Consider the following 26,273-nt stretch of genomic DNA (forward strand, 5'->3'; position numbering starts at 1 on the left):
AAATTTCTCTTTTCTAACCGAATGGTTTGTGCTAGAATGCAATTGTCAACTTCGAATAACGATATTAGGTTAACAAATAAAAGGAGCTATGGCAATGAAAAAAATTTCAGTAAGAGGCATGGCGTTCAGTGCGCTATTCGGAGCGCTGTTTGTCGCATCCAGCTATTTGAACATTCATTTAGGTTTTACTCCGGTTCCGATCTCATTGCAAAATTTGGCTGTTATGCTAGCCGGAGCTATTTTAGGGCCATTGTACGGGTTTTGCAGCATTGCGCTTGTCGTTGTGTTAACCGCACTCGGTATTCCTCTGCTTCACGGTAGCGGCGGATTAACACTGCTGTTAGGCCCGACCGGAGGTTTTATTTGGATGTATCCATTCGCGGCATTGCTGATCGGTTGGTTCGTGCAGCGAGTCAAAGGCAGAAGCCTCGTATCCTTAGTACTCGTTTTCATTATCATGGAAGTTTTCGGCTCCTTGCTGCTGTACATAACGGGTGTTCCTTGGCTGGCACATAAAGCGGGAGTATCTTTGCAGAAAGCGATGGTATTAGGCTGCTATCCATACTTGCCCGGAGATGCGGTGAAAGCAGCGCTTGCCGCCATTATTCTTATCCCTGTGCGGCAGGTATTTCCGATTTCGAGGATAACAGGGGGCAAGACGGCTAGTCAAACGTTGAACTCTTAAAAAGCATGCAAAAAGGAGCTGTACATTCCAATATGTGCAGCTCCCTTTTTCGTCCAATGGATACTTCGAAGTAAACAGACAAAAAAGAGCTCTTCTGAGAGGCTCCGTATGAGCAAAGGTCGATTCATTCGTTATTTGCAGTTTCTAATCTTTAATTTTGCGGTCACGCCCGCATGATCGGACGGCCATAGTCTTGTTCGGGTTCGGTCGCGTTGGGCTTCTCCTACTACCGCAGCTTTAACAGCCTTCCAGTTGCTTCTTTTCTTGAACAAAATCAAATCGATTCTCCTGTTCAAATGAGACACGGCGTTTAACAAATCGGCATCTTGGCAGCAAGTAAATCCGTTGCCCTTGCCGACATGCGTCCATGCATCCTGAAAGCCTGCGGAAGTGAGATTGCCGTAGGTTGCTGTTCCGCTGCCATCGGCGTTCGAATTAAAGTCTCCCAGCAATATAACCGGACGTTTGGCTGCAGCCGGACCTGTAAGCAGCTCGTTTGCTTGAGCGACCTGTACCTCTGGAGAATCGGGTTCGAGATGAGTATTGATGAGTCGGAATATGCCGCGCCGAACCTTTACATCAATGGCCGACCAGCCTCTTAAGATGGGAATCGTCTGCCCCCCGACATCTATCTCCACATTGGTCTTGAAGTTGGCTTCCTGCTTTCGGACTACCTTGAATCTCCTTGTCTTGCGAACTAAAATGACATCTCGGTCCGTTAAACGAATCAGGTTCCCGGAGCTGCTTGGCAGAGCCGCCGATAAGTTCCGGTTTTGCGCCGCTACGGTATACCGCATTCCTTTGCGTCTTAATTCACGAAGTAAAATGGTCAAAAAGTTGTACACGACCTTGCTCGAATTAGGCGGAATCAACTCCCATTTCGCGACCTCCTGCAATCCGATAATATCGGGGGCTTTAAGGGCAATTTGGCGGGCGAGAGCCTTCGCGCGTAACGGGAAATTAGTAGCGAGAAACTGCTGGAAAACTTCTGTGACACGCTCCGGAATTTGGTCGGGAGCCGTTGCCGTTAGCAGGGGTGTCAGCTCCGCGCCGATATAAATATTCCACGTCATGAATGAAAGAGGCTTCAAAATAAATCACTACTTTCTGGATAATGATGATTTACTATATGTTCAACTAGTCATTAGTGGATGGGCTGATGGTATGGGGGGCGCAGCGAAATTAGACATTTATCACGTGAGGAGCTATAGCGCAATGAGAAAAACGTCTATCGACGTCCTTTCACAGAGGAGCGACCGCGTTAAGAGGTTGTTTTTATCGCCAAATAGAATTTTTACATCCGATGACCTCGGAATCTTATAAATTCTATTGTGGTGAGAAAACCTGTATCGAGGCCTCTCATAGATGAGCGACCGATTGTAAAAAAAACGGCAATCCGGGACTTATTTCGTCCAAGACTGCCGCTGTTTTTCGCATCGAAACTGATAAGAGGGAAATCTAAACTTATTCAAACCGTAACGAGCTGAACCCCTGCATCCCGAAACAGCTTGATCTGCGAGTCGGATGCCTCGGAGCCGGTTATGAACGTGTGAATGCTGGTAATAGGGGTGACGGTATGCAAAGAGACTTTGCCGATCTTCGTGTCGTCCGCCACCACGATAATTTCCTGAGCGGCGCGGATCATGCCTTGCTTGGTAGGGACGAGCTGCGCTTCCGGGTGCGTGAGACCATGCACGGGGTGAATAGCCGGCGTGCCGATAAAAGCTTTTTGCACATGAATCTTCTGCAGCACGTCGTCGGTGTACATCCCGTTCAGCATGAAGCTGGAGTGGTACAGCGTGCCGCCGGTAACAATGACCGTTACGCCGGTAAAGTCCCTGAGCTCTGCCGCTACGTTCATATCGTTCGTTACGACGGTAATATTCGTGCGGTTTGCCAAAGCCTGAGCAATATGGATCGTTGTCGTACCCGAGTCGATGATCACGTGGTCGCCGTCTTCGATCATGGATGCGGCCTTTTTTCCGATTCGGATTTTCTGCTCCAGCTGATCGCTGACCCTCTCGGAGAAGGATGGCTCGATATTCGCTCCTTTATCTACGATGACCCCGCCGTGAGTTCGTTTCAACAAGCCTTCCTGCTCAATTTCGGCCAAATCGCGCCGTATCGTCGCCTCGTGAACTTGAAATTCCTTGGCCAAGGCGGCAACGGTAGCAACCTGCTTTTCCTTGACAAACTCGACTATCCGCAATTTGCGTTCGGCTGCTAACATGGAGTCCCTCCGTAAAATGGTGATGTATATGCATGAAAAAGTTCATCTGTGCGCATTATCTTTTTTTTAGAAAATTGGCCTAAATTTAGATTATGAGCAAAAGAGGCTTGTGTCAAGAAAATCTTAACATTTGACTGTATTGACAGTATATAACAGGCTGGGTAAGATGAAAGTAACCGCGCATAAACAAACAATTTTAACACAATAACGCGCATGATATAGGGGGTGCATTGCGCAACAATCGAGCAGTGAACACGCAGGAAGCAGGCTTAAATGGAGATAAGAATAAACGACCAGCTGCCATGATACAGCAGCAGCCACACAATAACAATCGCAGTGCTGCGGGGTTAAGACGGAAAAGGCAGTGAAGCATTCCGAAATGGTTACGCTTACATTTGTACCAACGTAATGCCGATTCATGGAAAACGTCACTCGAGGAGCCAATCAGCTTAATAAGTCAGCATAGGCATATTCGATCAAGAGGCAAGTTTGATTTCATTAGGCTGTTTCACATCAAAATATGTTTAATGGGAGTGCTGTTATGAGAACAAAGAAAGCGGCTTTACTGGCGGTTGCTACGACGATGTTGGGAGGTACGCTTCTTGCCGGCTGCAGCTCGGGTGGAGGAGCAGGGACCACCGCGAACAATACGGAGACACCCAAACCGGTCAAGGAGGAGCTCTACAATAATGAACCGGTCACATTGCGGTTTTACTCACACAACGCAGGTATTTTGAACGATGCCGATTTGGAAACCTTGATCGGAAACCCGGTGAAAGCCAAATATCCTAATATTACGATCGAGCTGATTAAAGGCACGAATCTGGACAAAATGATCGCCGCCGGCGAGGTGCCCGACATTATTGCAACGAGTAACTATTATTTGCACGATGTACTGCAGATGGGACTTGGAAGCGACTTGAACCAATGGATCAAAAGTCAAAATGTCGACTTGAACCGCTTTGAACCCGAAACGATCAATGTAATGAAAAAATTCGGGAAAAACGGCGAAATGTTCGGTATCCCCTACGCGATGAATTATGGTGTGGTGGCATATAATAAGGACATATTCGATAAATTCGGTGTTCCGTATCCGAAGGACGGCATGACGTGGAACCAAATTCTTGATTTGGCCCGCCAAGTGACCCGGGCCGATCAAGGGACCCAATATATAGGTATCGATTTGCAGGACCCTCCGCTGCTGACGCGGGCTTATTCGCTCCCGGTAGTGGACGAGAAGCAGGAGAAGGCCGTTCTGACCAGCGACGGATACAAAAAAGTATTCGGCATCTACCAGCAATTGTACGATATCCGGGGAGTCGTAGACTCGAATAAGAAATATACATACGGTATCGACGCTTTCCTGAAGGATCAGAAGGTAGCCATGTTCCCGTATTGGATTTCTGCCCTAACCGCACGCTTGCCTCAACTGAAGGAGCCGGGCAAAGACTTCAACTGGGATGTCGTGTCGTTCCCGTCGTTCGATGACCGTCCGGGTCTCGGCAGAGAGATCGACTTCCATCTGGCGATGATTCCGCCTACCAGCAATAACAAGAAGGCTGCATTTGCCGCCATTCAAGCATTGATTACGAACGAAGCCCAGCTCGCCATGAACAAAACGGGAAGCCGGCTGTCCGCTCTAAGCGACCCGGCGATCCGGAAGCAGTTCGCAGCCGACGCCAAGCTGTATGACGGGAAAAACTTGCAGGGTATTTTCGCCGTAAAACCGGCTCCGCTGCCGGAAGCGACTGCATATGATGTGAAATCGTACGGATTTCTAAAAGAAGGCATCAAATCGATGGTGAATGAAGGAAAAGATATTAATACGGCGCTTCGGGAATCGAACGAGAAGGCCGATAAATATATTCAAGAGATGAAAAACAGCAAGTGAAACTGACGGGAGCAATTCTCCTCAGGCTTTAAGGTAAGGCTGTCCTGAATAAAGGGCAGCCTTCTTTGTGTTAAGTCAGGCGTAGACAATACATACACCAAGGAGTATTATCGATCAGCAGGCTCTGAATAGCTAGAAAAAGAAGGAAAAAAACCATTGACAAACCGACGGTCTGTAATTTAAACTGAGTTCATAAAACAAACCGACGGTCTGTGAATCGAATAATAATAGTTGAGCCTAACCATTTCCCGGGCAATTTTTTACAACTCGTAATTGATAGAATGAATTTGAGGAGGAACTCCCTATGTCCAAAGTGCTTCGCAGTATTTTGATCACATTGATAATTAACGGTGCCGTGCCCTACCTGTTATATGTATGGCTGTCGGGAAACATGTCGAGCTTTGCCGCGCTGTCCATCGCCACCATCGTCCCGATGGCAGACAATCTTCTGCATTTGGCCCGTCACAAGAAGCTGGATGTGTTTGGAGGCATGATGCTGTTCACGTTCCTTCTCGGACTCGGCATGGTACTGCTTGGAGGCGACGAGAAGCTACTTCTCATACGAGAATCGTTTGTAACTGCAGCCGTCGGAGCGCTATTCCTGGTATCCTTGCTGTTCCCCCGGCCGCTGATCTACCATTTGGCCATGCGTTTTTCGTCAAAAGACGGTTCCGAGAAATCGAATTTTGCCGACAATTGGCAAATCCCTTACTTCCGCTATGTGATTCGATTGATGACCATCGTATGGGGCATGATGCTGCTTGTTGAGGCAGCCGTTCGGATTACTCTTGTCTATGAATTGACGACCGAGCAATTCCTTGCCATTTCCAATATCGTATTTTATTGTTTCATCGGTGCTGCCATAGGCTGGACCGTGCTGTACCGGAGACGTTCCAAGGTCCGGCTGATGGAAATCAAAAGCACGATGCTCTGCAAATAATGGGGGAGTGGACATGACTACAATCAACAAGAAGCTGTCCGATGAAGAGGTAGTGAAGCTGGAGGAAACGGAGCTTGAAGCCGTTACGACGCTGTATGAAGAGGTCACTCGGCATATGCAGCAAAACGGCAGCGATCAGTGGGATCGCTACTATCCGACACAGCCTTTATTCGCAGCGGATCTGCACAACGGCCATCTTTACGGCATCCGTGCGGAAGGCAAATGGATCGGGGTCGTTGCCCTGAACGATGAGCAAGGCCCGGAGTTTGCCGGGCTGCCGTGGCGGGACGGATGGGGCCGTGCGATGGTGATTCACCGGCTGGCGGTGCATCCGGCATACCAGAGCCACGGTATCGGAAAGAAGCTGCTCCGATTCGCCGAAGCCTTCGCGGTGGAGTCGGAGTATACCAGCATCCGCTTCGATGCTTACACGGCGAATGAAGCTGCCATTGCAATGTACGAAAAAGCAGGCTACGCCGCGGTCGGCGAAATCCGCTATCCGTTCCGCAAATACCCGTTTCGCTGCTATGAGAAGTTAGTTTCAGAGCTTTGCCCGTGAACAGGGCAAGGCTCTTTTTTTAGTCGGACGAGAGCTGACTCGGATTCTCCTGCGATGAGGTAATGTCTCAACCAAGGTAAAAATAGTGCACAAACGAGTAAAAATCTTGAGCGTGAACCCGGCCGCAAACCCTTTATAGTAATACTAGCAATTATAAGAATGAGGTGAAGCGCTTGGAGATTAACAAAATGGAGCTTGGGATAAAAGAGACGGCCCGGCGCAGAAAGTTTTGGAATACCGCCCGGAAGGATGCGTTAATAGGCTGGTTGTTCCTCGCACCAGAAATGATAGGAATGCTTGCGCTGAGCGTGTTTCCGATCGTATTCTCGCTTTATTTAAGCTTTAGCGACTGGAATTTGGTCGGAGGGCTCTCGTCCATAAAGTTTGTAGGGCTGGACAATTTCAGAATGCTGCTGGAAGACGACAAGTTTTATATGGCTTTGAAAAATAATGCGGTGTACACGCTGTTTACCGTTCCGATCGGCATGTTCCTGGCATTATTGCTTGCGGTCGTCATTCATTCCAAGGTGTATGGGAAGGACTACTTTAAAGTCGCTTTCTTCATACCTTACATTTCATCCATTGTTGCATTGGGCGCGGTTTGGAGCGCGTTATATCATCCGTCCCAAGGTCCGATCAACCGTTTCTTGATCAGCCTGGGCATTACGGAGCCTCCGAAATGGCTCGCCGACACGCAATTTTCATTGATATCCATCATTATAATCGCCATTTGGGCGGGGATCGGCTACCAAATCATTATTTACATCGCCGGATTATCAAACATTCCCGATGAATTGTACGAAGCGGCGAGCATCGACGGAGCCTCCCAGACGCAGCAGTTTTTGCGGATTACGCTGCCATTGCTTGGACCTACGACTTCCTTTTTGTTCATAACCCTTCTCATGTCATCGTTTAAAGTATTCGATTTGATCGCGTTTCTTACGAACGGGGGACCGAATGATTCTTCTACCGTGCTGGTATACCGCATTTATGAAGAAGGCTTCCGCAATTTCCGGATGGGTTATGCTTCGGCCATTTCTTGGGTGCTGTTTCTCATCGTTGGCGTAATAACGCTGGTCACCTGGAAATTACAGAACAAATCGGACAACCACTAGCCATAGTAACGAAGGAGCGATAGTATGCTTTTCAAAAAAATCCAAGTATCCAGGCTGCTGCTAACGGTTCTGTTGGCCGCATTCTCCGTCCTGTTCCTTGTCCCGCTCATCTGGATGCTGTCGGCGGCTGCCAAATACGAGCAGGATGTCATGTCTTATCCGATTCAATGGATACCGCAGCAATGGAACCTGATAGGCAACTTCAAAGAAGTATGGATGGGGAAGGTTCCGTTTTCTTTATTTTATGTCAACTCCTTAAAGCTATCGATTATTATGACCTTATGTACGCTCGTCTTCTCGTCGATGGCCGCATTCGCCTTTACCAAAATCCCGTTCCGGGGAAGGAACGCCGCATTCGCACTGCTTCTGTCGTTCATGATCATTCCTTCTGAAGCAACGCTGGTGCCGCGCTATTTGCTGCTGAAATGGTTCCATCTGTACAATACTCATGCCGGACTCATCGTGATGGGGGCATTCTCCATGTACTTCACATTCCTACTGCGGCAGTTCATGATGGGCATTCACAACGACTTTATCGAGGCGGCCAAAATGGACGGCGCGGGATACTTTACAATTTTCTGGAAAATAATGATACCGTTGTCCAAACCGATTCTTGCGACCGTTGCAATCATCAAATTCATCTGGACGTGGAACGATTACCAAAATCCGCTCATTTTCCTGATCAAGCAGCAGCTGTACCCGATTCCGCTCGGATTGCAAATGTTCCGCAACGATTATGCGGATAATTATTCCGCTGTCATGATGGCGTCGGTAGCGGCCATTATTCCGCTGCTCATTATTTTTATCATCTTGCAGAAGCAGGTCATAAAAGGCATCTCTCTTGGCGGGGTAAAAGGATAACCGCATCCTTGCTCAAGTCAAATGAGTGCACAAATAACACAAAATACTACACACTAATCGACTGGTATGCGATGTAAAATTCAGATTGTATTCATAATTAGCAGGGGGATGAACAAAAATGAAAAAGCAAAGCGTTCTATTGTTGAGCGGCGTTATTGCAGCGGTCACGGCTTTGAGCGGCTGCGGCGCTCCGAAAGAGGACAACACGGCTCAGGGAAAACCGCAAAACGTTACGCTAAAGTTCTATAACTGGGATACGGATGCCGAGGCGACAGCCACCAAAAAGATGATTGAAGCGTTCCAAAGCAAAAACCCGAACATCAAGGTAGAATCGATTTCGCTTGTCCCGGGCAACTCCGTAGAGACGATGAAAAAGCTCGATGTCACCATGTCTTCCGGCGAGCAGGTGGACGTCGTCAAATTCCCGAACATTGAAGAAACGATGGCCCGCGCGGCGCAGGGCGTTCTGGCTCCGCTGGATGATTTTTATACAAAGGATAACGTCAAGCCCGAAGAGGAATATTACATTAATCCCAAATATAAGGGCAAATATTACGCGGCGATGAATACGTCGAGCAATTGGTTCGTGCTGTTGAATGAAGATGCCTTGAAGGAAGCGAATCTTCCTGTTCCCGGCTTCGATTGGACATGGGACGACTACCGCGATTATGCCAAGAAGCTGACCAAAGGCGACCGATACGGCACGTACTTCCACAACTGGGGCGAATACACGAATCCGATTGCTTACACGGACAAGAAAAATCCCTATTTAACGGAAGATATGAAGCCGTTGTTCAGTGATGCGTCGTTCAAATATTTCTTCGAGCTGCGCCGCGCGATGGAGAAGGAAGATAAATCGGCCAAGTCGCTCGCAGACGTTATCGGCGCGAAGCTGAATTACCGCAACGAATTCATTACCGGCAAGGCTGCGATGCTGATGAGCGCGACATTCATCTTGACGGATGTGAACAACGTGGAAAAATATCCTCACACGTTCAAGACCGTATTCGCTCCGCTGCCTCGTTCATCCAAAAACGCAGAGCCGGGCCTTACAAATATCGGAGGAAGCTATGTAGCGGCCGCCAACAATTCCAAGTACAAAGAAGAGGCTTACAAGTTTATTCGCTACATGACTACCGAGCAGGATGCTCGTCTTGAGCTGTCCGGCTGGAAAAAAGGCGATTCCAAAGCGCTGGTGGAAAGACTGTACGGCGGCAACAAAAACCTGATCGATATGAATACATTGAACTCGGTGTTGAGCGACAAGCGGGTGCGCACCGGAGTATCCAGCGACATTGCGGTCTCTTACGGATCCCAGCTGAAAAAAGTAATGGAAGACGGCTTTAGTAAATTTTTGCTCGATAATGTTTCTGCCGAGGACGCCCAGAAATGGATGGTTGACGAAGCAGGCAAAATCATTAAGCAAAACACGAAATAACCGAACCGATGCATGCGGGACGCCTCTTAGGCGTCCTATTGCCTATGAAGCGGGCGATTGATACGATAGGAACACATTGGTGAAGAGGAGATTCGCAGCATGAGCCCTATTTTTCGTTTTACCTTTTACAGACGCATCCAGATCTCCTTTCTTCTGCTGATTTTGCTGCCTACCGTCGCCGTTTCGTTCATCAGCTATTCTGTCACCCAAAACAATGTGAAAGAAAAAATTCAGCTGAGCAACGAGTCGGTCGTCTCCGTCATGTCCAAGGATATTACGAAGATGATCGACGATTTAACATATTCCTCCAATTTTTTCGTACAGGACGTCAATGTCCGCAAAGCGCTGAGAAGCTTTGCCGATACGAAGCGGATTGAAAGCTACGGAGATTTGTCCCTTTACCAGCAAATCAGAGATTTCTTCAGCGTTACGGTGGCGAAGACGATGAACACCGATATTTTGATGTTTCTTGTCAATAACCAAGACTTCATCATCCAGTCGTTCGAAGGGGGAGACCAGACCCCTGAACAAATCCGTATGCATTGGGAGATGGTGAAGGAACGGGTGAATCCCGACAAGATTAACGTGCTTCAATGGCTCGGTTCAGTGAACACGCTGACGTCCGGCGGTAAAACGAATTATTACGTATCCAGGGTGCTTCGCGATCCGACCGATGGCCGTCTTCTGGCTGTGCTGTATATTTCGATCCCCAACACTTATTTCGATGCTTTGTTCGGGCAAGTTCAGACGGGAAAGCTCGTATTGTACGACAGCGAAGGGAACCGAATCGCCGGAGACCGCTCGGTAGCATACGATGCGAGCAATGATGCGCCCCGAAATATCAGAAATGAGACTATAATCGAGAAATCGGGCTGGAAGCTGATCTATGAAACGCCGAAGGAAGAAGTCACCGGAGAAATCTCAAGAACGTTCTATATTTCGCTGCTGCTTGTCGTCCCGTTCTTTCTGTTGTTTTTCCTTATCTCTATCGTCATAGCCAGACGATTACACCGGCCGATCCGCCGGTTGGAGCTTGGGGTGAAGCAATTTGGGAACGGCGACAGAAATATCCGGTTCCGGGAGGAAGGCACGGATGAAATCGCCGATCTCGGAAAAACATTGAACACGATGCTCGATCAGATTAACCGGCTCATCACCGATATCGAGCAGGAGCAAGAACAGAAGCGGGTGCTGGAGCTGCAGGCGCTTTATTCGCAAATCCGGCCGCACTTTTTGCTGAATACGCTGAATTCGATCAAATGCAATCTCATTTTGTACGATGATGAGTTCCATAGTCAGAAGATCGATTCTCTAATGAGCCTGTTAAGAGCTTATATGAAGTTTAACGAGTCTTCGACACTGAAAAACGAATGCAAGCTGCTGGCGCATTACGCAGATATTATGCAAATGCGAAGCGATATCCGGCTCGATTTCCATGTGTCGTTGGAGAAGGAAACGGAAAGCTTCGACATGCCGATGCTGCTGCTGCAGCCGCTCGTCGAAAATGCATTCGTCCATGGATTTGCCGAGGAGGCCGATCAGCCGAGAATCGAGGTCCGTTCCGAGATGAAGGAGAGGGAGATGCTCATATCTATAGAAGATAACGGAGCGGGAATCGAGGATCAGCGCCTTGCCGAACTGAATGAGTGGCTCCGAAACCCCGAGATGGAGGCTTACAGCTCCTACAAGCGGGTGGGATTGGTCAATGTGCTTCAACGGCTTCACATGACTTACGGTCTCCTAGCATCGATGCGGTTATCGAACAATGAGCAGGGCGGAGTGACCGTTCATCTGACCATTCCAACCGGTATGGATTCTATGACGAAGCAAAGGGGGATAACGGATGCTGAAGGTCATGCTGGTAGATGACGATGTGCCGATGATTAAATATTTGACCAAGCTCGTATCATGGAACTCGCTAGGCATGGATATCGTCGCTCAGGCTCATTCCGGCAAAAAAGCATTGCAGCTGTTCCGCGATACGAATCCCGATCTGGTCATAACCGATATCGGGATGCCCCAGATGGACGGTCTGGAGCTGGCTGCCGAGCTGAAGCGGATCAAGCCGGAGCTTCGGCTGCTGTTCCTGACCTGCCACGAGGAATTCCATTACGCGCGTAAAGCAGTCCAGCTCGATGCCGTAGATTACTTGATCAAAGACGAGCTGACTCGAGAGCAGCTGGAGGATAGCCTCAACAAAGCAGCTGCTGAGCTTGCCGATCTGCAAGCACAGCTAGGCGGGCTAATGTACAAGCAGGACTTGATGAAAAATAAAGATGTGCTGAAGGAGCGTTTCTTTCAGCAATTGATGTCCGCCGCATCGGCCGAGGAGATACTGAGCTTCGGAAGAAGGCTCGGCTTCGAATGGAGCAGCTCCCACTATATCGTTGCTATCGGATTTTTGAATTTTTCGTCGTTCCCGAAGCAGTATCGATACGCAGACATCCCTGTATTAATGTACGGAATCGGCAATATCGCCGAGGAGCTGTCCGGTGAGACAGGCATGGTTACGACGTTTATCGATCCTGAAGCATACTTCATCTGTATTGCCAACTATCAGCCGAATCTGAGCTTGAACACGGTAGAGCAGTTCGAACAGTATTTAGCTGAGCTGAAGAAGAGTATCAAGCAATACTTGAAGATCGACGCATCCATCTTATATGGACAACCGTTCAAAGGCGCCGATATGATCAAATTGCGCTGCAAACAGCTGAAACAATGGAATCGTAATGCCTATTACGACGATCTGACGTTCGGAGCGATGCCGGTCTTGGAAAATAAGCTGTGGTCCATCGATGTCAATGCAGCGCTTGGCGACGAATGGAACCGTTTGATGCTCGCTTTCAAGAACAAGGACGAGCATTTGATGAACGAGGCGATAGAGGGTATGCGGGAGAAGGCGGGCACGCAGAAGCTGGACCCCGGAGAGCTGGCCGCTAAGTGCTCGCAGTGGATCCGTGTGCTGGAGCTCGAAGGGAACTGCCACAGCGATGATGGCTTCCACGATTGCCTGCTGAAATCCAGAAGGTTTGACGAAACCATGGCATTGATGGCCGGCAAAGTGAAGGAACTGTACGTTGCCAAACAGGAGCTCTCCATGGAGAGGAAGCCGAAGCTCCAGCAGATCGACCAGTACATCGCTGAGCATCTCTCGGATAATATTTCCCTTGTCGATATCGCTGACTTCCTATTCTTGAATCCCAGCTATTTGTCGCGATACTTCAAGCAGGAGACCGGTATGAATTTCACGGATTACGTGCACCGCTACAAAATGAAGCTGGCCTGCCATATGCTGAAAACGAAGCAGGATAATATCGAGCTCATAGCCTACAAGCTCGGATACATGGAGCGAACGTACTTTTCGAAAGTATTCAAAAAATATGTAGGTGTCAGCCCTAAAGATTACCGATGATCAAGCTATCGCTGAAGACCCGACCGCCAGGTTCGGGTTTTTCTTTTGCTGCGGCAAGATCATAAATTTCTCCATGTGAAAATGGTTTTTGTCCATATTCGCATGCCTGCTTCCAAGGATATAATAAGGCCTGAATACTATTTTTTGGAGGCTGCTATGAGCATTATTTTCGATTCGGAAACACAAACGTTTCATCTGCAAACGAAACATACCAGCTACATTATGCAAATCGTAAAATCGAAATATTTGGTTCAAGTCCACTGGGGCCGGAAAGTGCGCGGCACCAATCCGGGAAGCTTACTCGCCTATCGAAAGCGCTGCTCGTTCTCTCCGTCTACTGATCCGGAGGATTTGGCCATCTCTCTTGATACGCTCCCACTAGAGCTGCCGGCCTTCGGCGCGAGCGATTTTCGGGTGCCCGCGTATCAGGTACAGCTGGACAACGGAACGACCGTCAGCGAGCTGATCTACGAATCGCACCGGATTTATCCGGGCAAGCCCCGTCTGGAAGGGCTTCCGGCGACGTATGTTGAAGAGGACGGAGAAGCGGTCAGTCTCGACATCGTGCTGTCGGACAAGCTGATCGGCTTGAAAGCGATTCTTACCTATACGGTATTCCGCGATGCCGACGCTATCACCCGTTCGGTTCGCTATGTTAACGAAAGCGGGGGAAATATGCGCCTGCTGAGAGCGCTCAGCGTAAGCGTCGATTTCCCGCATCCTGATTTTGACATGCTGCATCTGCACGGCTCTTGGGCACGCGAGAGACATATCGAGCGCCGTCCATTGACGACCGGCGGGGCTACCATCGAGAGCCGCCGCGGCTCCAGCAGCCACTCGGTCAATCCGTTCGTCGCCCTGCTGTCCAAGGACGCCGATGAGGATCACGGGGACGTATACGGCTTCAGCCTCGTATACAGCGGCAGCTTCCTCGCTCAGGCGGAGATTGATCCTTACAGTACGACTCGCGTCGTTATGGGGATCAATCCATTCGACTTCGCGTGGCTTCTTGAGCCCGGCGAGGCGTTCCAGGCGCCGGAGGCCGTGCTTGTCTACTCCGCGGAAGGACTCGGAGGGATGTCGCGAACCTACCACAAGCTGTATCGCACGCGCTTGTGCCGCGGCGAATACCGCGACAAATCGAGACCGGTACTGGTAAATAACTGGGAAGCGACGTATTTCAATTTCAATGCGGACAAGATTGAAGAAATAGCCAAAGTTGGCCAGCAGCTCGGATTGGAGCTGTTCGTACTGGACGACGGCTGGTTCGGCAAGCGGGATAACGACAAGAGCTCGCTCGGCGACTGGTTCGTCGATGGCAACAAGCTGCCCAAAGGTCTTGAAGATCTGGTGGAACGGGTGAATAAGCTGGATCTCCAATTCGGCCTCTGGTTCGAGCCGGAGATGATTTCCCCGGACAGCGAGCTGTACCGTGCTCATCCGGACTGGTGCCTGCACGTGCCTGGCCGCCGCCGTACGGAAGCGCGCCAGCAGCTCATTCTCGACTACTCCCGGCAAGATGTAAGAGAGTATATCGTCAGGGTCGTGTCGGACATCTTGGCAAGCTGCCCGATCAGCTATGTCAAATGGGATATGAACCGCAATATGACCGAGATCGGCTCCGCGCTGCTTCCGCCGGAGAGACAAAGAGAGACGGCGCACCGCTACATGCTCGGCCTGTATGAGGTGCTGGAGCGGATTACGTCCGCTTTCCCGCATATCTTGTTCGAAAGCTGCTCCGGCGGCGGAGGCCGCTTCGATCCGGGCATGCTCTATTACATGCCTCAGACATGGACCAGCGACAATACGGATGCCGTAGAGCGGTTGAAGATCCAATACGGTACGAGCATCGTCTATCCGATCAGCAGCATCGGCGCCCATGTGTCCGCCGTACCGAATCATCAGGTGCACCGGACTACGCCTATCGAGATGCGCGGTCATGTGGCGATGTCGGGCAACTTCGGCTACGAGCTCGACTTGACCAAATTTACAGAGGAAGAAAAAGCGATCGTCGCGCAGCAGGTAGCCACCTACAAAGAGCTGCGTCCGCTCATCCAGTTCGGCGACTTCTACCGGCTGCTCAGTCCGTTCGAAGGCAATGAAACGGCATGGATGTTCGTCTCCGAGGACCGGTCCGAAGCGCTCGTGGCCTTCTTCCAGGTGCTGTCCAAGCCCAATGCGCCTCTTGCGAAGCTACGCGTGAAAGGGCTGGATCCGGACAAAGATTACCGTGTTGTTGAAGTAGAGGTCGCAGATGCTGAAGAGCGGCTGTTCGGCGGCGATGAACTGATGAACGTCGGCCTTCATCTGCCTCAGTGGAAAGGCGATTTCCGCAGCCGGTTGTATCGTTTCATAGCACAATAATGACTTGTCAGGGGGACAATCCATGAAAAAGTATCGTTTGAGCGATTTACAGGATACGAGAGAAGGGCATTTTTTGCAGGGCATCCTGCCGGGAGAATACTTGTCGACGGGCGGCCTGGCTTTCGAAAAGCCGGGCTACCGCACGCATACTAACGACGGTCCGGACGGAAGGGATTACCACGTTCATAAAGACTGCGAGGTGTTCATCATCGCGCAAGGGAAGGGACAAATGGAGGTTGACAAAACGTTCCATCCTGTAACGACCGGGGATATTTTCGTCATTGAGCCCGGTGAAGATCATCACCTTATCTCAAGTGAAGAGGATCCTATCGTAACGCTGTGGGTCCATGCGGGACCGACGCGTCACAAAAATCAAATTACGGAATAAATGCTGTTAAGAAAAGCCTTCATTTCACACGAATATCGGTGAAATGAAGGCTTTTCTTGCTGTCGGCTCCTTTTATCCAAACCCGCGAAACCGCTGTCGGTATTTCGACGCCGGCTCCTGGACATACTTGCTGAACTGTCTTGCAAAATAATGCAGTGAAGAAAAACCAAGCTTGTAGGCGATTTCCGTAACCGGCATATTGGTTTCCCGCAAGTAAGCCTTGGCTTTGTCGAGCTTGCACTGCAATAAATAGTTTTGCGGGCTTGTCCCTGTCTGCTTACGGAACAGCTCGTACAAGTAAGCCGTGCTGATGCCGAATCTTTGCGCCCATTCGGTCACGCCGGCGTTAGCGGAATCCGCAAGCTCCAGACTTTCGATCATTTTTTCAATTCTTGGATCGTGGCTATTTTGCGGCTTCAAGGAATATTGAATGTAGCGGATGAGAAACGATTCGAAATGCGCCCGCAGCAGCAGGTCGTTGCCTAGCGACTGCTCCGGATAAGTCTCGATCACGGTGAGGAACGATTCCATCCAGCTTACGTTGTGAGGAACGCGGATTTGCACGGGAATCGTTATCCCTTCGGAAAAATCTACTTTTGCCGCGCACAGCTGCAGCTCGTATTCGGACGCGTAATAGCAATTGAGCTTCCCGTCCCCCTTTAACTTCGGCGTAGAGGGTGAGAGCAGATCAACATAAACCGAGGCATGAACCATAGGATCATGCGGATCGGCCGCAAACGTATGGGTAACGCCGGGAGCAATGTAAAACAGATCGCCTTGCTCGGCAGCCCACGACTGTTCGCCGATGGCAACCCTGCCCTTCCCGGCCGGAATATAGACAAAAAGGTGGACGTATGGCAGCCGGGGTCCTACAAGCTGTCCGGGCTTGAACGGATAAAAATTGGCGCTTAATATTCGCGATCGAAGCTCTGATAAATCGACGGTGCTTGTTTTCATTCAGGCGTTCCCCTCTCGGGCAGATAGGTTTGTCTACACGTAAGGCTATCACGATTCGAGTCCTATGACAATATATTTTATCCTACAAATGTGCAAATGATCTACGATTGGGTAAATGCAATTGAAAACGCTCTTGCTATAATAGGGATGTCCAATACTTGCTATCCCTATGACCGGATTTGCAAGTATTTAGTAGAGAATAAGACAATTTAATGCTATGGGAGTGTACTTGAGATGCAGCTTACAGGAATTCAATTTATTCAAGATGCCGTGTCAATGGTTCGGGATGCCGAAGGTAAGACAGCGGAGCACGTCCGAATTTTAACGGAGTGGAAAGGCGAGACAGCATCTTTTCGCATTGTGAACGAAGGAAATCACGCGGTCAGCATAAAGGAAATCGTTCTTTTCAAAGGCGCTTGGCCGTATACGGGCAGCACCAAATTTTACGGTGAAGGCTACAGCATGCTGTCGCAGTACGGCGGCGCCATCGGCGAGCCGAAGATGATCGGCAAATTCGATGACCGCAAGCATTACAAGCTGCCGGCGACGGAGGGCTTTTTCACAGCCTATAACTTCGTGCTGCTGTCACCTGAACCGGCCCGCCATTTATTGATGGGCTTTACCTCCTGCCACTGCTATACGGGAGAAATCCGTTTGGCTGACGGTCATTTCGAGGTTGTGCTTGATGGAGAGCAGCTGGTTCTGGAATCGGGACAAAGCTGGGATCTGGAAAGCTTTGCGATCTTCGAGGGAAGCGATAGGGAAGCGCTGCTGGAGCAGTATGCGGCACAGCTAGAAACGAATCACCCAAGACTCGAGACGAGCGGGATTCCGAACGGCTGGTGCTCCTGGTATTGCTTCGGTCCAGAGGTGACTGAGCAGGACATCTTCAATAATTTGCGCGCGATTGGCGAGCAAGTGCCGCAATTAAAATATATTCAAATCGACGACGGCTATCAGGCATACATGGGAGATTGGTTAACGCCGGGCAAGTCGTTCAGCGATATGGAGAAGCTGTGCAAGCAAATCAAAGCCGAAGGCTTCGAGCCCGCGATCTGGGTCGCTCCGTTCATCGCACAAGAAGAGTCCGCCGTCTTCAAGGAGCATCCGGACTGGTTCATTCAAGACGACGAAGGGAAGCCGCTTGCATCGAATCGCATTTCGTTCGGAGGCTGGAGACAAGGCCCATGGTATATGCTGGACGGCACCCACCCGGAAGCGCGCGACTATTTGCGTCACGTGTTCCGGACGATGCGTCAGGAGTGGGGCTGCCATTACTTCAAGCTCGATGCGAACATGTGGGGAGCGCTTCCCGGCGGCCGCCGCTATATTGCCGAAGCCACGAAGGTGGAAGCCTACCGGATGGGAATGGAAGCCGTACTGGAGGGTGCGGGCCACGACAGCTTCCTGTTAGGCTGCAACGCGCCGATGTGGCCGTCGCTTGGAACGGTGCATGGCATGAGGGTTACAGGCGACATTGCGCGCAAATGGCCTGTGTTCGCATTGCTTGCGGCTGAGGGCTTCTCCCGCAACTGGCAGCATAACCGGCTGTGGATCAACGACCCGGATTGCATCGTGCTGGAGAACCGCAACATCAAGCTGATCGATCCGGACGGCACTGTTCGCCGCGGCTTGTCCTCCATAACGCCGGATGAGTTTATGTTCCACGCCGCCTACATCGTTGCTTCCGGAGGCATGGTGTTGTCCGGGGACGATATGGCGAATATGACCGAACGCAATCTGGACATGGTGAAAAAGGCGCTTACCACGCGCAATATAGCCGCCCGTTTCGACGACGACAGCTTCCGTGTCGGCCGCGTCTACGAGCCGGACCGCCAGCTGCTGTGCCTGTTTAACTGGGAGGAAACTCCGGCCGCGCTGTCCATTACTCTGGATAAATCGGGCGATGTCGAGGATTTCTGGACCGGGGAGCCGCTCGGCCGATTTGAGGGGCAATTGACCTTGACCGATATGCCGGGACATTCGGCGAGAGTTCTTGTCCTGAATCCTTCCTCCGCTGCTAACTAATGGTAGATGGGGACGGATATATATGGTAAAGTGTACTTGAATGCATGGCACTCATCTTATCCTATATATGAATGGAGAGGTTTTCATTGAGAATTGCCGCACAGCTCTATACTTTGAGAGAGTATTTGAAAACGCCGGAAGACATTGCACAAACTTTGAAAAAAGTAAGAGAAATCGGTTACCGCGCCGTTCAAGTATCGGGGATCGGCCCGATTGACAACCAAGCGCTGAAGGACTTGTGCGATCGTGAAGAACTGACCATTTGTGCTACGCACATCGGTTATCCCGATTTGAAAAACAATCTGGATGCGGTGATCGAGAAGCATAAAACATGGGGATGTCAATATGTCGGTCTTGGCGGTTTGCCGCAAGAATACCGGACAAGCGGAGAAGGCTACGCCGCATTCGCGAAAGAAGCTTCCGAAATCGGCAGAAGGCTGAAGGAAGCGGGACTGACCTTCATTTATCATAATCATAGCTTTGAGTTCGCCAACTTTGGCGGCAAGACGGGAATGGATATCTTGTTCGAGGAATCGGATCCATCCGCATTCGATTTTGAATTGGACGTGTATTGGGTTCAAGCCGGCGGAGCGGATCCGGCAGAATGGATTCGCAAAGTAAACGGCCGGATGAAGGTCGTTCACCTGAAGGACATGGCTGTAACCGGAGATCGTCAGCAATTGTTTGCCGAAGTTGGAGAAGGCAACATGAACTTCTCCCGCATTTTGGACGCGTGTAACGAAATCGGAGTCGAGTGGGGTGCGGTTGAGCAGGACCAAACTTACGGACGCGATCCGTTCGAAAGTCTCGCCATCAGCTTTGCCAACCTGCAGAAGACAGGTAAAATCAACGTATAATACGAATCACATCCCGTACGGTTGCTTTTGCAGCCGTGCGGGATTTTTTTTGAATAAGGTATGGCGGCAAATGCCTGCATCCGGTAACCGGGGCAGGTTTTTTTGCTGCCGCATTGCCAAATTTAGTTGCATACGATATTATTGTCATAACAACAAATGAAGAGGGAGGGATAAGTTATGGAACATTACGATCTCGACGGATCGTACGGATTTTTGCTCGGCAAAGCGTACCGCCGAATGGTGCAGCTGCTGCTGCAGCGATTTAAGCCTTTCAACATCACTCCGGAGCAATGGAGCGTGCTGTGCCGGCTGCAGGGCAATGACGGAATCAGCCAGAAGGAGCTTGCCGCGCGTGCGGATAAGGACCCTCCGACGACGACCCGCATTCTGGACGTTATGGAACGCAAAGGCTGGGTCCGCAGGGAATTGAATGCGGAGGACCGCCGGTCGTTCGGCGTCTATTCGACGCCCGAGGGAGTGAAACTGGCTCAGCAGCTGACAGCCATTGAGCTGCAGACGCTGCTCGACGCTGCCCGGGATATTCCTAAGGAGCAATTGGAGCTTTTCAAACAGCTCCTGCGGCATATCAGCCAAGCCGCCGAACAGCTTAACGAAAGCCAGCAAACCGGCGGATCGGAGCAATAAAGCTTGCCGAATATGAATTGAATTAAAATGAGCATCCAGAAGGGACAACCAAGTATGACTGCCTCACAAGCATCACGAGTATCGGAAGCTTCACAAGCACCGCTAGCTTCACAAACGTCGCCGGTATCAACTGCTGCACAAGCCGCGCAGGCGGCACAAGCAGCTCCGCTCAAGGCTTCGCAGCCGTCATCGTCCAAGCTCTGGACGATGAATTTTATTTTTTTAACGCTGTGTAATTTATGCGTCTATTTGAATTTGCAAATGATTACGCCGTCGCTGCCCGCTTATGTGTCCGCGACCTTCGGAAGCACCGGGACTACCATCAGCTTTGTAATCAGCTTGTTTGCCGTCTCCGCCATTGCGACCCGATTATTCGCGGGAAAATGGTTCGAGCTGCTCGGTCAACGAAGGCTTATGCTGATCGGACTTATCGTCTATGCGGTGTCGACTGCAGGATATGCCTATGTTCAATGGATGGGCTCCCTGCTGGCGCTCAGGGTGCTGTACGGAATCGGATTCGCTATCGCAGGCACCGCCTTCGGAACGCTCGCTTCCGAGATCATCCCGAAAAACCGGATGGGTGAAGGGATGGGCTACTTCGGTCTATCGACCAGCCTGTCTATGTCCATTGCGCCGGTTATCGGTCTATGGCTGCTGAACGATTACGGATTCAATACCTTAATAGGAGCCTCATCCGTACTGGCCGTTGCCGTATTCCCGTTGGCGCTGATGATCCGGTTCTCATCCCAACAGCGTGTTGCCTCCGCTGCGCCAACCGTACTACCTAAGAAAAGGAGCTCCATGTGGGAAAGAGGGGCATTGTTTCCATGCGTCCTGAATTTGCTGCTCTCCGTGACCTATGGCGGACTTATCACTTTCATTGCTTTATTCGGCAAAGAGACGTCGCTCGGCAACGTCGGATGGTTTTTCTTATTTAATGCATTAATGGTGGTCGTCATTCGCCCCTTTTCCGGCAAGCTGTTTGATCGCAAAGGCCATGCGGCCGTACTGCCGACCGGGGCTCTGTTCACGGCGCTCGGGCTGGTGCTGCTGTCGTTTTCTTCCGGCATGGGCCTGTTGATTGTATCCGCGCTTTGCTACGGCATCGGATACGGGATGCTGCAGCCTTCGCTGCAGGCGTGGACGATTCAGCGGAGCGCACCGGACCGCCGCGCAGTGGCGACCGGGATGTTCTATAACTCGATCGACCTTGGAATCGCCATGGGATCGGTTTGCTTCGGTTTTGTCGCATCGGCAGCCGGATACGCCGGGATGTATCGCATATCCGCTCTCAGTATGCTCATTTTCCTTATCTTGTATGTTTGGCATGTCATAGGTGCAAGTCGCACACAACCTGCCGGCAAAGGCAATGCCTAAATTCAGCAATTTAACGTGAGCACCCCAAAGTGCTAGCAGAACATAAACGTTCATGCTAACACTTTGGGGTGCTTTCCGTCTATAATGTGACGCACTTAATCTGATAAAAGTTTTTATTATGCGCAATAAATAATTATATATTGCGTCATAATAATAATTATGATATACCATATATAGAAGTGCTACACGCTATTGAGGGAGGAAGACAACATGACAAGAGGCATTGGAATCAGCGGCATGGGCAGAATCGGGAGACTATTGGTAAGAAGGTTGTGTTCCGACCCGACATCGTCCAAGACATTGAAAGCGATTAATTCCATTTATCCGGCAGAAACGGTTGCTCATTTATTGAAGTATGATTCCGTTCACGGTACCTGGGATGCTCAAATCTCCGTCGAGGAACAAGGGCTTGTCATTAACGGGCACAAGGTGAAAGTGGTCTATGAGCGTGATCCTGTCCATATTCCATGGGCCAGCTTGAATGTTGATCTTGTAATGGACGCTACCGGAAAATTCAATGATCGCCAAGGAGCCTCCAAGCATTTGGAAGCCGGAGCGGCCTCCGTCATCGTAACCGCGCCGGGACAGCAAATGGATTTGACGGTCGTCATGGGCGTCAATGATAAGCAATATGATCCTTCGCGCCATACCATTTTGTCCGCGGCGTCCTGCACGACCAACTGCGTTGCGCCGGTTCTAAGCATTCTCGATCAGGCGTTCCAAGTGAAGCGCGGATGGATGACCACGATTCACGCGTTTACATCCGATCAGAATCATCTCGATAACCCGCACAAGGATTTGCGAAGAGCGCGTGCCTGCACGCAATCCATTATTCCTACGACAACCGGAGTAGGGAAAGCGCTTGCGGATGTGATCCCGCATTTGGCGCCTCATATTGAGGGCATCTCGATCCGGGTTCCTACACAGGACGTATCGTTAATCGATTTGACCGTTCAAGTAGCGAAGCCGGCTGAGCTCGATGAAGTCAAAGCGCAGCTGCGCAAAGCGGCCGAAGGCCCGTTCGCCGGCTACGTTCAATATATAGAAGATCCATTGGTATCCGCCGACTTTGTCGGATGCTCCAAATCCGCTGTTATCGACGGCCTTTCCGTCATGGTGTCGGGCGACCAGATCAAAGTGCTTGCCTGGTACGACAATGAATGGGCCTATGCATGCCGTGTTATTGAATTATCACATACTGTTAGTGAAAGGATGGGACAATTATGCGAAGCATCTCTGGCAGCCATTTAAATTTGGGGGTTATTCTGTGCAAGCATTGCGGAGAAATGATCGATACGGTCGATACGGACAGAGTTATCGTTTACTATAGCCAATGCGAACAGGAGCTATGCAAGCAATCGGCATGCATGAAGCAGCTGAACGAGACGAATCACACGACAAAAATGAAAACAGCGTAGGAGAGGGTCCGCATTATGGCAAAAAGCAGAGAAGCAATATTGGAACCGACGGATTTTATGAATACGGAGCTTGTGCACCGCAACTTGTCCGTCAGCCGTCTCATCGAAACCGCTATTCACAAAAAGGAGGCAGCTCTTGCCTCTTCCGGTGCGCTGCGCGCCACTACAGGCACTTATACAGGACGCTCTCCGAAGGATAAATATATCGTGCAGGAACCGTCCGTTATGAAATCGGTCGCATGGGGACCGGTGAACCGGCCGATATCCGAGGCTCTGTTCGACAAGCTGTATCATAAGGCACTGGATTATATGCACGAGCGCGAGCTGTTTGTATTTGACGGCTTCGCCGGTGCCGACAACGAGTACAGGCTGCCGATTCGCGTCGTTAACGAGCGGGCCTGGCACAATCTGTTCGTCCGCCAGCTGTTCATTCGTCCAACGAAGGAGCAATTGGAGCGGCATGTACCGGAATTTACCGTCATTGCCCTGCCTGGTTTGAAGGCGGATCCGGCGGTTGACGGAACGAGATCGGAAACGTTCATTATCATTTCCTTTGAGAAACGGGTCGTCCTTATCGGCGGAACCGAATATGCGGGTGAGATGAAAAAATCGATCTTCAGCGTCCTCAACTACCTGCTGCCTTTTGAAGGCGTATTTCCGATGCACTGCTCGGCGAATGTCGGCGAGAAAGGCGATGTCGCCTTGTTCTTCGGCTTGTCCGGTACGGGCAAAACGACGCTCTCGGCCGACCCGAACCGCCGTTTGATCGGCGATGACGAGCACGGCTGGTCGGACCGCGGCGTGTTCAATTTCGAAGGCGGATGCTATGCCAAATGCATCGGCTTGACCGAGGAAAAGGAGCCGCAAATATGGAATGCCATCCGCTATGGCACCGTATTGGAAAATGTCGTCCTTGATCCGGACAGTAAGCAGGCGGATTATGCCGACAATTCGATTACCGAAAATACGCGAGCCGCATATCCGGTCGAGTTTATCGCTAACGCCGTAATCCCGGGAGCAGACGGACATCCCGAGGTCATCCTGTTCCTGACAGCCGACGCTTTCGGCGTACTTCCGCCTATTGCCAAGCTGACCAAGGAACAAGCGATGTATCATTTCCTGTCAGGCTACACATCCAAGCTCGCGGGAACCGAGAGAGGCGTTACGGAACCGGAAGCGACGTTCTCCTCCTGCTTCGGCGCTCCGTTCCTGCCGCTTAGTCCGAGCGTGTACGCCGAAATGCTGGGCAATAAAATCGACCGGCATCAAGCGCGCGTGTATCTGGTCAACACAGGCTGGTCCGGCGGCAGCTACGGCGTAGGCAAGCGCATGAATCTGGCCTATACAAGAGCTATGGTTACAGCAGCCTTGAATGGCACATTGGAGCAAGCCTCATTCACCGCCGATCCGATCTTTGGCGTATGGATCCCCGATCATGTGGACGGAGTGCCTGCCGAAGTATTGCAGCCCCGCCAGACATGGACGGATCACACGGAATACGAAACCAAGGCCCGTGATTTGGCCAGCCGCTTCGCTCGCAACTTTGAAAAGTTCACAGATGCAGCGGATGCGGTTCGTAATGCCGGACCTAAGCCGGACGCTTTGCTTTGATAAAACAACTCAAAAAGGCCCTTGAGTGCCGCTGCGGCACTAAGGGCCTTTTGCATGTCGCCGTAAGGAACGGTTCCTGTTGTGATGCTGCGAGAGGCGGCCGTATGATAGGATAACCGCTGCTGTCTAGGAGGATGAATCGATGAAAGTCCAATCATCGCAAGCTGCATTTACTCAGCTGCTTATTTCGGGAACACTGGTCCACGAAGCTAATTTCAACGAAATGAAGCGCCAGCTCGGGATAGAGCTGAATCCGCATATCGCCATTTGTTTTACGTGGACCGCTATATGATCTGGCTGTAGGCCAGCCTTCCATCTGGCGCGCCGACATCGGGCAAAAGCTTGTTCAATCGATGTACAAGGCGATTACCGTACCGTTTCTGTGGGTATGTATCCGAAGGCGTATTGGCCGCCTTGCTGAAGCTGGACCGAGCTCGTACCAAAGGACAAGTACCGGGAGCTGACAGTCCAGATGGTTCGCGATACGCAGAGCATGACCAGGTTTTCCATATTCGCAGGAATCGCCACCTACTATGATAACCCTTACCTGCTCAATTATTCCTTCGAGGAGGAAGGGAGTCGATGATCGACCGGTTTTTCCAAGGAACCGGCTTATTTTTCTTTACGAAAAACGGGCAAAAAACGAGAAGAAATGGATAAAAGTCATCTCTCACGAGGAGAAGATGGAGCTTCTGTGGCGGGTCCGAATCGGCGATGAGGAAGGGTCTGTAGCTTATTTGAAAATATTGCTGGAGCGGCTGGTCCAAGCATACCAAGCATAACATCGACATGTTCAAGTCGGAGACGTTCGATTTGATTATGACCGTGTCCAGACTCGTGCTTGAGGTCTGAGGCGATGCATCTGAGATGCTGAGCGACAGCGCCCGGGTCATTCAAGATTTATACAACACGATCCGTTATGCCAAATACGTGCTGAAGGTATGCGATTATTGGAGTAAGCTGGCCCGTCAAGTGGCGGTAGCGCATGCCCGCGAGGCTTCTCCGGTGATCCGCTCAGCCATCGTATAATCGTATATATGAAGGAGCATTTGCAGCACAAAATCTCTCTGGATGAGATAGCACAATATTGTTATTTGAGCACCTATCATTCTAATGCGGCATTAAATCTCTAAGAGGAGCGATAGAGCCTCCTTATATTTTCTGGAAATTGCCGTTGGAAAGCAACAATGAAACATGTTTCGTCAGGAAGTCCCCATCGGGATACCCCACTAACTTGATTCGGTTACATAGGGTTCACGCCAAGCGAAGTTAATTAATTCGTTAGTGCACCGTCCGTCGAAGATCGTTCTCAAGCTTATTCGGACCGTAGATCCTTTATTTTACCAAAAATGGTTCAAATTGCAGGGTGATCGGACAACAGATCCTTTATTACGCCATAAAACTATTAAGCCCCCTAATTAAATTGGAGAGTACTTAGGGAAATAAGGTACTATTAAATTAAGGGGGCGATGGAAGATGAGACAGAGAAATCAAGCA

At 50.5% G+C, this 26,273-nt stretch carries 23 protein-coding genes; 20 read left to right on the forward strand and 3 right to left on the reverse strand.

Features of this window, described 5'->3' with window-relative positions; translation table 11 throughout:
* The first annotated feature begins 88 nt into the window (after positions 1-88).
* Positions 89-685 (forward strand): biotin transporter BioY, encoded by a 597-nt coding sequence (locus ACFQ88_RS12325; RefSeq protein ID WP_379454332.1) that lies wholly within the window; start codon positions 89-91, stop codon positions 683-685.
* A gap of 131 nt (positions 686-816) precedes the next feature.
* Here ACFQ88_RS12325 and ACFQ88_RS12330 read toward each other — a convergent pair whose 3' ends face one another.
* Complete coding sequence (locus ACFQ88_RS12330; protein WP_379454333.1) at positions 817-1,758, reverse strand: endonuclease/exonuclease/phosphatase family protein; 942 nt, start codon at positions 1,756-1,758, stop codon at positions 817-819.
* Between the two features lie 395 nt (positions 1,759-2,153).
* Positions 2,154-2,915, reverse strand: a complete 762-nt coding sequence (locus ACFQ88_RS12335; protein ID WP_239633837.1) for a DeoR/GlpR family DNA-binding transcription regulator — start codon at positions 2,913-2,915, stop codon at positions 2,154-2,156.
* 541 nt (positions 2,916-3,456) lie between these two features.
* Here ACFQ88_RS12335 and ACFQ88_RS12340 point away from each other — a divergent pair.
* From ACFQ88_RS12340 to ACFQ88_RS12385, 10 genes are all read left to right on the forward strand, one after another.
* Positions 3,457-4,806, forward strand: coding sequence for an ABC transporter substrate-binding protein (locus ACFQ88_RS12340; RefSeq protein ID WP_379454334.1), 1,350 nt, complete (start codon positions 3,457-3,459; stop codon positions 4,804-4,806).
* Between the two features lie 304 nt (positions 4,807-5,110).
* A complete protein-coding gene (locus tag ACFQ88_RS12345; protein ID WP_379454335.1) occupies positions 5,111-5,746 on the forward strand; it encodes a VC0807 family protein in 636 nt (211 codons plus the stop codon).
* A gap of 13 nt (positions 5,747-5,759) precedes the next feature.
* Positions 5,760-6,305, forward strand: coding sequence for a GNAT family N-acetyltransferase (locus ACFQ88_RS12350; protein ID WP_379454336.1), 546 nt, complete (start codon positions 5,760-5,762; stop codon positions 6,303-6,305).
* 188 nt (positions 6,306-6,493) lie between these two features.
* Positions 6,494-7,420 carry a carbohydrate ABC transporter permease gene (locus ACFQ88_RS12355; protein WP_379454337.1) on the forward strand — a complete coding sequence of 309 codons (927 nt, stop codon included), beginning with the start codon at positions 6,494-6,496 and terminating at the stop codon, positions 7,418-7,420.
* Between the two features lie 24 nt (positions 7,421-7,444).
* Positions 7,445-8,281 carry a carbohydrate ABC transporter permease gene (locus ACFQ88_RS12360; RefSeq protein WP_379454338.1) on the forward strand — a complete coding sequence of 279 codons (837 nt, stop codon included), beginning with the start codon at positions 7,445-7,447 and terminating at the stop codon, positions 8,279-8,281.
* A gap of 118 nt (positions 8,282-8,399) precedes the next feature.
* Positions 8,400-9,719 (forward strand): ABC transporter substrate-binding protein, encoded by a 1,320-nt coding sequence (locus tag ACFQ88_RS12365; protein ID WP_379454339.1) that lies wholly within the window; start codon positions 8,400-8,402, stop codon positions 9,717-9,719.
* Between the two features lie 99 nt (positions 9,720-9,818).
* Positions 9,819-11,588 carry a cache domain-containing sensor histidine kinase gene (locus ACFQ88_RS12370; protein ID WP_379454340.1) on the forward strand — a complete coding sequence of 590 codons (1,770 nt, stop codon included), beginning with the start codon at positions 9,819-9,821 and terminating at the stop codon, positions 11,586-11,588.
* On the forward strand, positions 11,563-13,131 hold the full coding sequence (locus ACFQ88_RS12375; protein ID WP_379454341.1) for a response regulator transcription factor: 1,569 nt from the start codon (positions 11,563-11,565) through the stop codon (positions 13,129-13,131). Before ACFQ88_RS12370 ends, ACFQ88_RS12375 begins: the two co-directional genes overlap by 26 nt.
* Positions 13,132-13,287: 156 nt before the next feature.
* Complete coding sequence (locus tag ACFQ88_RS12380) at positions 13,288-15,495, forward strand: alpha-galactosidase (protein WP_379454342.1); 2,208 nt, start codon at positions 13,288-13,290, stop codon at positions 15,493-15,495.
* Positions 15,496-15,517: 22 nt separating this feature from the next.
* The gene (locus ACFQ88_RS12385; protein ID WP_239633842.1) at positions 15,518-15,883 is read left to right on the forward strand and encodes a cupin domain-containing protein; all 366 of its coding nucleotides are present in this window, start codon (positions 15,518-15,520) and stop codon (positions 15,881-15,883) included.
* A 72-nt stretch (positions 15,884-15,955) separates the two neighbouring features.
* Here the strand turns inward: ACFQ88_RS12385 and ACFQ88_RS12390 are convergent, their stop codons facing one another.
* On the reverse strand, positions 15,956-16,840 hold the full coding sequence (locus tag ACFQ88_RS12390; protein WP_379454343.1) for an AraC family transcriptional regulator: 885 nt from the start codon (positions 16,838-16,840) through the stop codon (positions 15,956-15,958).
* Between the two features lie 234 nt (positions 16,841-17,074).
* Between ACFQ88_RS12390 and ACFQ88_RS12395 the strand changes: the two genes are divergently transcribed.
* The 9 genes from ACFQ88_RS12395 to ACFQ88_RS12435 all read left to right on the forward strand — a co-directional run bounded on the left by ACFQ88_RS12395 (position 17,075) and on the right by ACFQ88_RS12435 (position 25,805).
* The gene (locus ACFQ88_RS12395; protein ID WP_379454344.1) at positions 17,075-18,868 is read left to right on the forward strand and encodes a glycoside hydrolase family 36 protein; all 1,794 of its coding nucleotides are present in this window, start codon (positions 17,075-17,077) and stop codon (positions 18,866-18,868) included.
* An 86-nt stretch (positions 18,869-18,954) separates the two neighbouring features.
* On the forward strand, positions 18,955-19,725 hold the full coding sequence (locus tag ACFQ88_RS12400) for a sugar phosphate isomerase/epimerase family protein (protein WP_239633845.1): 771 nt from the start codon (positions 18,955-18,957) through the stop codon (positions 19,723-19,725).
* Positions 19,726-19,902: 177 nt separating this feature from the next.
* Entirely contained in the window at positions 19,903-20,370 is a 468-nt protein-coding gene (locus ACFQ88_RS12405; protein WP_379454345.1) for a MarR family winged helix-turn-helix transcriptional regulator, read from the forward strand.
* Between the two features lie 54 nt (positions 20,371-20,424).
* Entirely contained in the window at positions 20,425-21,747 is a 1,323-nt protein-coding gene (locus tag ACFQ88_RS12410) for an MFS transporter (RefSeq protein ID WP_379454346.1), read from the forward strand.
* Positions 21,748-21,957: 210 nt separating this feature from the next.
* On the forward strand, positions 21,958-22,998 hold the full coding sequence (gene gap, locus ACFQ88_RS12415) for a type I glyceraldehyde-3-phosphate dehydrogenase (RefSeq protein WP_239633848.1): 1,041 nt from the start codon (positions 21,958-21,960) through the stop codon (positions 22,996-22,998).
* The gene (locus ACFQ88_RS12420; protein ID WP_379454347.1) at positions 22,971-23,165 is read left to right on the forward strand and encodes a hypothetical protein; all 195 of its coding nucleotides are present in this window, start codon (positions 22,971-22,973) and stop codon (positions 23,163-23,165) included. The genes gap and ACFQ88_RS12420 overlap by 28 nt, the downstream gene beginning before the upstream one ends.
* Before the next feature lie 15 nt (positions 23,166-23,180).
* Positions 23,181-24,776 carry a phosphoenolpyruvate carboxykinase (ATP) gene (gene pckA, locus ACFQ88_RS12425; protein WP_379454348.1) on the forward strand — a complete coding sequence of 532 codons (1,596 nt, stop codon included), beginning with the start codon at positions 23,181-23,183 and terminating at the stop codon, positions 24,774-24,776.
* A 142-nt stretch (positions 24,777-24,918) separates the two neighbouring features.
* Complete coding sequence (locus ACFQ88_RS12430; RefSeq protein WP_379454349.1) at positions 24,919-25,068, forward strand: hypothetical protein; 150 nt, start codon at positions 24,919-24,921, stop codon at positions 25,066-25,068.
* A 575-nt stretch (positions 25,069-25,643) separates the two neighbouring features.
* On the forward strand, positions 25,644-25,805 hold the full coding sequence (locus tag ACFQ88_RS12435; protein ID WP_379454350.1) for a hypothetical protein: 162 nt from the start codon (positions 25,644-25,646) through the stop codon (positions 25,803-25,805).
* Positions 25,806-26,273: the final 468 nt, after the last annotated feature.

This window comes from Paenibacillus sp. NPDC056579 (genome assembly GCF_042793215.1).
GTDB lineage: Bacteria > Bacillota > Bacilli > Paenibacillales > NBRC-103111 > Paenibacillus_S.

Bases quoted from the DNA above. Each gene is read 5' to 3' on its own strand.
- ACFQ88_RS12375 (WP_379454341.1), top strand. From the start codon at position 11,563: ATGCTGAAGGTCATGCTGGTAGATGACGATGTGCCGATGATTAAATAT.
- ACFQ88_RS12340 (WP_379454334.1), top strand. From the start codon at position 3,457: ATGAGAACAAAGAAAGCGGCTTTACTGGCGGTTGCTACGACGATGTTG.
- gap (WP_239633848.1), top strand. From the start codon at position 21,958: ATGACAAGAGGCATTGGAATCAGCGGCATGGGCAGAATCGGGAGACTA.
- ACFQ88_RS12385 (WP_239633842.1), top strand. From the start codon at position 15,518: ATGAAAAAGTATCGTTTGAGCGATTTACAGGATACGAGAGAAGGGCAT.
- ACFQ88_RS12365 (WP_379454339.1), top strand. From the start codon at position 8,400: ATGAAAAAGCAAAGCGTTCTATTGTTGAGCGGCGTTATTGCAGCGGTC.
- pckA (WP_379454348.1), top strand. From the start codon at position 23,181: ATGGCAAAAAGCAGAGAAGCAATATTGGAACCGACGGATTTTATGAAT.
- ACFQ88_RS12335 (WP_239633837.1), bottom strand. From the start codon at position 2,915: ATGTTAGCAGCCGAACGCAAATTGCGGATAGTCGAGTTTGTCAAGGAA.
- ACFQ88_RS12360 (WP_379454338.1), top strand. From the start codon at position 7,445: ATGCTTTTCAAAAAAATCCAAGTATCCAGGCTGCTGCTAACGGTTCTG.
- ACFQ88_RS12395 (WP_379454344.1), top strand. From the start codon at position 17,075: ATGCAGCTTACAGGAATTCAATTTATTCAAGATGCCGTGTCAATGGTT.
- ACFQ88_RS12410 (WP_379454346.1), top strand. From the start codon at position 20,425: ATGACTGCCTCACAAGCATCACGAGTATCGGAAGCTTCACAAGCACCG.
- ACFQ88_RS12380 (WP_379454342.1), top strand. From the start codon at position 13,288: ATGAGCATTATTTTCGATTCGGAAACACAAACGTTTCATCTGCAAACG.
- ACFQ88_RS12390 (WP_379454343.1), bottom strand. From the start codon at position 16,840: ATGAAAACAAGCACCGTCGATTTATCAGAGCTTCGATCGCGAATATTA.
- ACFQ88_RS12405 (WP_379454345.1), top strand. From the start codon at position 19,903: ATGGAACATTACGATCTCGACGGATCGTACGGATTTTTGCTCGGCAAA.
- ACFQ88_RS12330 (WP_379454333.1), bottom strand. From the start codon at position 1,758: ATGACGTGGAATATTTATATCGGCGCGGAGCTGACACCCCTGCTAACG.
- ACFQ88_RS12345 (WP_379454335.1), top strand. From the start codon at position 5,111: ATGTCCAAAGTGCTTCGCAGTATTTTGATCACATTGATAATTAACGGT.
- ACFQ88_RS12430 (WP_379454349.1), top strand. From the start codon at position 24,919: ATGAAAGTCCAATCATCGCAAGCTGCATTTACTCAGCTGCTTATTTCG.
- ACFQ88_RS12420 (WP_379454347.1), top strand. From the start codon at position 22,971: ATGCGAAGCATCTCTGGCAGCCATTTAAATTTGGGGGTTATTCTGTGC.
- ACFQ88_RS12370 (WP_379454340.1), top strand. From the start codon at position 9,819: ATGAGCCCTATTTTTCGTTTTACCTTTTACAGACGCATCCAGATCTCC.
- ACFQ88_RS12325 (WP_379454332.1), top strand. From the start codon at position 89: ATGGCAATGAAAAAAATTTCAGTAAGAGGCATGGCGTTCAGTGCGCTA.
- ACFQ88_RS12355 (WP_379454337.1), top strand. From the start codon at position 6,494: ATGGAGCTTGGGATAAAAGAGACGGCCCGGCGCAGAAAGTTTTGGAAT.
- ACFQ88_RS12350 (WP_379454336.1), top strand. From the start codon at position 5,760: ATGACTACAATCAACAAGAAGCTGTCCGATGAAGAGGTAGTGAAGCTG.
- ACFQ88_RS12435 (WP_379454350.1), top strand. From the start codon at position 25,644: ATGCTGAGCGACAGCGCCCGGGTCATTCAAGATTTATACAACACGATC.